The following is a 7,196-nucleotide window of genomic DNA, read 5'->3' on the forward strand; positions in this document are numbered from 1 at the left end:
CATGACCCAGCCGACAAGCGGGGTCGATTGCTTTATTCTTGGAAAGGAAGAAGAATGGCTGGCACTTATGTTATCGCGGCGCTGCGGCCGGATCAGATCGTGCAAGCCTATCCACTTGTCCAGGCAGCAGTTCCAAACCTTGGTATGGTTGCATGGCGTCGGATGGCATCCGACGCCAATCGTCACGACGAAATCCTCGCCGCGGTCAACCCTCGAGGTTACATACAGGGTCTAAGCATCTATAGGCTCTGCCATCATCCCGCCGTCGGGCGGCTGCTCGACGTCACTTTTCTGATTGTCGCGAGCGCAGCTGATGAACGTGGCATTGCGCAAACCCTGTTTGCCAGCATTCGATCGCGGGCCAGGGAACTCAAGTGCAACCAAATTAGATTCTGGAATCAAAATCCGGGCAATTGGGAGCAGATGCACAACGAGGAGCGAGTCTATCGATTGGATCACGGGCTTATGATGGTCTGCAACGAAAACGACCGATGAGGATTCGTTCGCAGCAAAGCCGCCTTTATCTCTTCGCGGTGAAGACGTAGCCCACCCCGCGTACCGATTTGATCAACTGTGGATGCGTGGGGTCGGCCTCGATCTTCTTGCGCAGTCGCGCGATTTGGGCATCGATCGTTCGATCATAGACTTCCAGATTACGGCCGCGCGTCAATTCCATCAGGAACTCGCGACTGAGGACACGTCCGGCGTGGCGTGCGAATACAACCAGCATGTCGAATTCGCCGGTGGTCAATTCGATTTCCTTTTTGTCCGGTGATAGAAGCTGCCGTTTGCCGATATCGAGCTGCCAGCCTTCAAAACCAATTATGTCCGTTCGCTCGTTTTCTCGAGCTTTCGTCATAGGCTGGCGGCGGCGAAGAATAGACTTCAGTCGAGCATGCACTTCCCGGAGATGAAAGGGCTTGGCGATATAGTCGTCGGCGCCGACTTCAATCCCGACGATTCTGTCGACCACATCGTCGCGACCGGTCAGCATGATGATCGGAATGTCCGACTGTGCGCGGATTTCGCGGGCAAGGTCCAATCCGTCCTCACCGCCGGGCAGGACCCAATCCAATAAAATGATATCAAAATTCGCTTGCTGCAGAGACGCCCGCATCTCAAGGCCGTTCGATGCCGCGCTAACAACATACCCTTCGTCCTCGAAGTAGCGTGTCAGCATCTGACGGATTCTGGGGTCGTCATCCACGACCAGAAGATGTTCACGCCGTTGCTGATCGATGGCCATTGCAAGGTTTCCAGTAAAGACGGGCTGCGACCTGTGACAATCCGTTACAAAATTGCACGATCTCTAACACGCGTGGCATTCGGCTGTCACTCGGAAGGCATCAATCTACCCGGCATCGGAACAACATTTGAGAGGGATTGTCATGTTGTCGGCAAATAGCGCTGAGCGGGCCCAGAGTTACAATGAGGTTGTTGTTGCCTTCGATGCCGAACCGGTCTGTCTTCAATCATTATTCTCGAAGCAACCACTGGAGCAATTGGATGCCGGCGCAACGTTGTTCTTCGAAGGCGACCAGGCAAAACATCTCTTTGAGCTGGTGGAGGGGGTTTTACGCATTTTCAAGATCATGGCGGATGGCAGGCGCGTCATAACAGGCTTCCTCTATCCTGGCGATCTTGTCGGCGTTTCGCTCAGAAATCACTATCTCTATAGCGCCGAAGCCGTGACCCCTGTCAGATTGCGCCGTTTCTCCCGGAGAGCCTTCGAGGATACGGTCGGCAGTTCGCCGGAACTGAGGCCGCAGCTTCTTGCCCGTCTTTGCGACGAAATGGCGGCGGCCCAGGATCAGATGGTGTTGCTCTCCTGCAAGAATGCCGAAGAGCGGCTTTGCAGCTTCTTGCTGCGGCAGCTACAGCGGAAACGAGAACAGGATCGCTCGTGCGGTGTCGTTGATCTTCCGATGACTCGTCTCGATATCGCCGACTATCTGGGCCTCACGATCGAAACGGTTTCCCGAACCATGACGAGGTTGACAAACAAGGGTATCGTCAGCCCTGTGGGGCGCCATTCCATCCGCGTTTTAAAAGCCAGGATGCTTGCACATCTGGCGGGAGAGGGTGATGAATGCGAGGATCGCTACTCGCCCGTCATTTCCTTGGATAATGCCCGGCGGCGCCATTAACCGAATGCAGATGGAAATTCGATGAACGATCGGTCGTCAGGACAGCAAGCCCCAGAAACCAGGTTGGACGAAATCGCCCAGATCCTCGATAGCGCGAATATTGTCGTGCACACCTTCGACGGAATCATCCGGAGGTGGACGTCGGGATGCGAGCGGCTCTACGGCTGGACCCAACAGGAGGCCATTGGCCAGGTGGTTCATGAGTTGCTGTCGACTATTTTCCCGGAGCCTCTCGAGGAAATCCGCGGCAAGGTCGCCCGGCAGATTGCCTGGCAGGGGGAGCTTGTGCATCTGCACAAGGATGGCAGGCCCATCGTCGTGACGAGCCGTTGGGTCGCGGCATCCTCTGACGATCCAGACGAACACGTCATTGTCCAAACCAATAATGACATCAGTCACTTAAAACAGATTCAGGCGGATTTGGCCGAGCGTGAGGCTCATTTGCGGTCAATTCTCGCGACCGTCCCCGAATCGATGATTGTGATCGACGAGTTGGGAGTGATCGCGTCCTTCAGCACCGCTGCGGAAAAGCTGTTTGGATATTCGGCAGAGGACGTCCATGGAAAAAACGTTTCGATGCTGATGCCTTCGCCGGACCGCGAGGCCCATGATGGATATCTCTCGCACTATCTGACAACCGGCGAGCGGCGCATCATTGGTTATGGTCGCGTCGTCAGTGGGCAGCGCAAAGACGGCACGGTCTTTCCGATGGAGTTGTCGGTTGGCGAGGCGGTCACCAACGGCAAGCGGATATTTACCGGCTTCATCCGAGATCTTACGAGCCGCCACAAGATCGAAGAGGAACTTCGACAATCACAGAAGATGGAAGCCATAGGCCAACTGACTGGCGGCCTGGCCCATGACTTCAACAATCTGCTGACCGTCATCAGCGGCAACCTGGAAATGATCGAGGCGCGACTGCAGGATCCGAAGTTGCTGTCGCTGGTTGCCGAGGCACAGGCAGCGGCCGAGGACGGAGCCAAGCTGACCGCTCAACTCCTTGCCTTTGGCCGTCGCCAGCCCCTCAATCCCAAGCTTATGGACGTCGGTAGGTTCGTATCCGGCTTTTCCGATCTCTTGCGCCGCACATTGGGCGAGGCGATCGAATTGCGAACCGTCATTACCGGTGCCGCGAACGAAGCGCTCGTTGATGGCTCGCAATTGCAAAATGCTCTCCTCAACCTTGCAATCAATGCACGGGACGCGATGCCCCGCGGCGGGCTTTTGTCGATCGAGATTTCCCGCCTGCGGCTGGATGCCGACTACGCCCGCATGTATCCGGAGGTCCGGACCGGTGAATACGTGTTGATCGCGGTGACCGACACCGGTGTTGGCATGTCGAGCGAGACAAAGGAGCGTGCCTTCGAGCCGTTCTTTACGACGAAAGGGATGGGAGCTGGCACCGGGCTTGGCCTCAGCATGGTCTATGGCTTTGCCAAGCAGTCAGGTGGCCTTGTCCAGCTCTATAGCGAGATCGGCCAAGGCACGAGCGTCCGTATCTTCCTGCCTGCCGAAAAGGCACGAACGGAAATGGAGCCAGTTCATGCAGACGACAGGAAGCCTGACATTATTCCAAAAGGCTTCGAGCGTATCCTCGTCGTCGAGGACGATGCTCGTGTTCGTCGCGTCACAGTCTCCCGTCTTCTCGACGCTGGATACAGTGTCATCGAGGCAAGCAATGGAACCGAGGCTCTCGCTCTTTTCCAGGAAAATCATGATATTGCACTGCTGTTTACCGATGTCGTGATGCCCGGCGGCATGGCTGGGGATGAGCTCGCACATAAAATCCGGGCCATGCGCCCTGAAATCAAGGTGCTGTTCACATCAGGATATGCGGAGCCCACGATCGCCGGGCGCGAATTGGCGGAGGCTGGCAGTTGGTTGAAAAAACCCTACACCGCCCGTCAGCTCGCCGTCCGTCTGCGCGAGCTCCTTGATTGACTGTCTGCCTCAAACGGCGGCGCTGTGGCGCGCCATGTCACGTGTCAGGTAGCGATCGAAGCGGGAGGCGATCGTGCGAACGAAAGGTTTTCCTTCCGGCTTCACCGAGAATGTATCTCCGTCGAAGGAAACAATAGCGCCTTCCAAAGCGGCAATTGCCGCCGCCTCGACGAGCAGGGAGCCGATCTCGGCTCCGAAAGCTCGCTTCAGATCGGAAATGGAGAAGGAGAAATTGCACATGAGGCTCTCGATCAACCTGCCGATGATGCGATCGGTAGGCGAAAGTGCGAAGCCGCGCATGGTAGGAAGCTCGCCGGCTTTGACCTTGCGGATATAGTCCGCTGCAGAAACTGAGTTCTGGACATAGCCTTGTGGCAGCCTACCGATCGAAGATGCTCCGAATCCGATCAGCGTCTCGGCATCGTCCGTCGTATATCCCTGGAAATTGCGTCTAATCCTTCCATCGCTGGCCGCGGCGGCAAGATTGTCGTCCTGGTCGGCGAAATGATCGAGACCGAGTGCGATATAGCCGGCTTCCGCCAATTGAGCAGCACCACCGCTTGCCATGTCGAACCGTTCGGCCGGACCGGGAAGGGTATCTTGATCGATAAGGCTTTGGTGTTTTTTCACCCAGGGAACATGCGCATAGCCGAAGAGCGCAATACGATTTGGCCGCATCGACACCGCAAGATCGATCGTCCGTCGCAGCGTCTCCGTCGTCTGCAGCGGCAGACCGTAGAGAATGTCGAGATTGATCGAGCCGATGCCGGCGTTGCGCAAGGCTCCCACGACGGCTTGCGTCTGCTCGAAACTTTGTGGCCGATTGATTGCCCTTTGAACGTCGGGATCGAAATCCTGGACGCCGAGGCTTGCACGCGTGATTCCAAAGCGGTGCCAAGCTTCGAGTTTGTCATGGTCCGCGTTGCGCGGATCGATCTCGACGCTGATCTCACAACCCGCATCAAAGTGGAAAGCACTGTCGAGTCTTGCACGAAGATTGTCGATGCCGTCAGGCTCGATCACGGTCGGTGAGCCGCCACCGAAATGAATGGCACTAACCCGTCGCCGACCGGAAAGTGCCGACGCGGTAAGCGCGATCTCAGCCCCAAGCGCGTCGAGATAATCGGCAACAGGATCGTAGCGTCGTACCTGCTTGGTATGACAGCCGCAAAACCAGCAGAGCTGATCGCAAAAGGGCACATGCAAGTAAAGCGAAACGGGTTTATGTGGATCCGTCTCGCCAAGCCATCTGGCATAGCACGCCCCGTCAATACCATTATGAAAATGCGGCGCCGTGGGATAGCTGGTGTAACGCGGCACGGGTTGGGCGTAGCGGGCAAGCGAGCTGGTGAACACGGGAGGGGTCTTTCAATAGATGAGGCAGAGGGATCGGTCGGCGGGCATGGGCCGGGCGACATACCCGGCCGCCCGGGCGCTATCCACGATTGTTCGTCTCGGTATTGTCGTCAGCGAGTTCGTACCACATGGCGTTGAGGACAGCGAATGCTGCGGCGAGAGGGAAGCCGAGAAGCCAGGCAAAATACCACATGCGAAATCTCCTTGCAGATCAGTAGGCGTGGCCGCCCTTATCGTTCACTGTCGCCTCGTCAACCTTGCCCCACAGCACGCGATAAACCCATGCGGTGTAGGCAAGCACGATCGGCAGAAAGATGACGGCGACGACGAGCATGATGAAGAGCGTCAGATGACTGGACGAAGCGTCCCAGACCGTGAGGCTGGAGCGCGGATCAAGTGAGGACGGCAAGATGAAGGGAAACATCGAGATGCCGACCGTCGAGATGATGCCGAAGATGGCAAGCTTGCTGAACAGCAGCACGGTCACTTCACGCCGCCCGAGCATGGCAAGCAAGGCCGCTGCTGCACCCAGGAAACCGAGAACCGGTGCGATCGTCATCCATGGATGGCTACCATAATTGGCAAGCCATGCGCCCGCGCTGTGTTCGACCGTCTTCAGAAGCGGATTAGATGGGCCTTTGACATCGATTGCGCTGGCGATGCGATAGCCGTCTATGCCGATCCAAAGGAACAGGCCGCCGAGCGCGAAGAGCACGATCACGACCAGAGCCGCCACCATGCCGAACCGACGCGCGCGTTCGGCGACAACTCCATCTGTCTTTACGAGAAGCCAGGCGGCGCCGTGCATGACGAGCATGGCAACCGACAGCAGACCACAGAGGAGTGCATATGGATTCAGAAGCGCGAAGAAGGAGCCTTCGTAGAAGATGCGCATATCGCCGTCGAACCGGAACGGCACGCCCTGCAGCACGTTACCGACCGCTACGCCGAAGATCAGCGATGGAACGAAACCGCCAACGAACAAGGCCCGGTCCCAGCCCGCCTTCCAGCCGGCGCTATCGCGCTTGGAGCGGTATTTGAACGCAACCGGCCGCAGGATCAGCGCCAACAGGATGGCGAACATGGCGAGGTAGAAGCCGGAGAAGGACACCGCATAGAGCGGTGGCCAGGCGGCGAAGATAGCGCCGCCGCCGAGGATCAGCCAGACCTGATTTCCCTCCCAAGTCGCGCCGATCGAATTGATGGCGATGCGCCGCTCCGTATCCGTCTTTGCGACGAAGGGAAGGAGCGTGCCGACGCCGAGGTCGAAGCCGTCGGTGACGGCAAAACCGATCAAAAGCACGCCGAGAAGCAGCCACCAGATGATGCGCAGGGTCTCATAATCGATCAATTCATGCAGGATCATGGTGGTTCACTCCGCAGCCGGAACTAGGTTTTCGGAAATCAGCTTGGCCTCCGGCTCGTCATCCGCTTCGGGGCCATTGCGGATCGCCTTGATCATCAGCGTCATCTCGATGACGATGAGGACGGTGTAGAGCGCGGCAAAGCCGAGGATGGTGAGAAGCACGGTGCCGGCGCCAAGATTGGAGACGGCCGCCGCCGTCGGCAGCACGCCTTCGATGATCCATGGCTGACGGCCGAATTCCGCAACGACCCAGCCAAGTTCGATGGCGACCCAGGGCAGCGGAATGGCGAAGACCGCGATCCTCAGCAGCAGCGGATAGCGATCCAGTTTCCGGCGAGCCGAGAGCCAGAAGAAGACCGTCATCAGCAGGATGAAGAACATCCCAA

At 57.6% G+C, this 7,196-nt stretch carries 8 protein-coding genes; 3 read left to right on the forward strand and 5 right to left on the reverse strand.

What is annotated here, in order from left to right; all coding sequences use genetic code 11:
* Positions 1-54: 54 nt before the first annotated feature.
* On the forward strand, positions 55-495 hold the full coding sequence (locus JJQ51_RS32615; protein WP_113355809.1) for a hypothetical protein: 441 nt from the start codon (positions 55-57) through the stop codon (positions 493-495).
* Positions 496-520: 25 nt separating this feature from the next.
* On the opposite strand, the gene JJQ51_RS32620 is transcribed toward JJQ51_RS32615, so the two are convergent.
* Positions 521-1,246 (reverse strand): response regulator, encoded by a 726-nt coding sequence (locus JJQ51_RS32620; protein ID WP_113355808.1) that lies wholly within the window; start codon positions 1,244-1,246, stop codon positions 521-523.
* A gap of 142 nt (positions 1,247-1,388) precedes the next feature.
* On the opposite strand from JJQ51_RS32620, the gene JJQ51_RS32625 reads away from it, so the two are divergent.
* Both JJQ51_RS32625 and JJQ51_RS32630 read left to right on the forward strand, forming a co-directional pair.
* The gene (locus JJQ51_RS32625; RefSeq protein WP_269245854.1) at positions 1,389-2,147 is read left to right on the forward strand and encodes a Crp/Fnr family transcriptional regulator; all 759 of its coding nucleotides are present in this window, start codon (positions 1,389-1,391) and stop codon (positions 2,145-2,147) included.
* 21 nt (positions 2,148-2,168) lie between these two features.
* Positions 2,169-4,088 (forward strand): hybrid sensor histidine kinase/response regulator, encoded by a 1,920-nt coding sequence (locus tag JJQ51_RS32630; protein WP_269245855.1) that lies wholly within the window; start codon positions 2,169-2,171, stop codon positions 4,086-4,088.
* Positions 4,089-4,097: 9 nt separating this feature from the next.
* Here the strand turns inward: JJQ51_RS32630 and hemN are convergent, their stop codons facing one another.
* The 4 genes from hemN to JJQ51_RS32650 form a co-directional block, all read right to left on the reverse strand.
* Positions 4,098-5,444: an oxygen-independent coproporphyrinogen III oxidase gene (gene hemN, locus JJQ51_RS32635; protein WP_269245856.1), complete on the reverse strand. Its 1,347-nt coding sequence runs from the start codon at positions 5,442-5,444 to the stop codon at positions 4,098-4,100.
* A 79-nt stretch (positions 5,445-5,523) separates the two neighbouring features.
* Positions 5,524-5,637, reverse strand: coding sequence for a cytochrome bd-I oxidase subunit CydX (gene cydX / locus JJQ51_RS32640; RefSeq protein ID WP_113391333.1), 114 nt, complete (start codon positions 5,635-5,637; stop codon positions 5,524-5,526).
* Between the two features lie 18 nt (positions 5,638-5,655).
* A complete protein-coding gene (gene cydB / locus JJQ51_RS32645) occupies positions 5,656-6,810 on the reverse strand; it encodes a cytochrome d ubiquinol oxidase subunit II (protein ID WP_269245857.1) in 1,155 nt (384 codons plus the stop codon).
* A 6-nt stretch (positions 6,811-6,816) separates the two neighbouring features.
* The coding region (locus JJQ51_RS32650; RefSeq protein WP_269245858.1) for a cytochrome ubiquinol oxidase subunit I at positions 6,817-7,196 on the reverse strand (380 nt) is incomplete at its 5' end.

It is taken from the genome of Rhizobium sp. AG207R (genome assembly GCF_027109195.1).
Lineage (GTDB): Bacteria > Pseudomonadota > Alphaproteobacteria > Rhizobiales > Rhizobiaceae > Rhizobium > Rhizobium dioscoreae.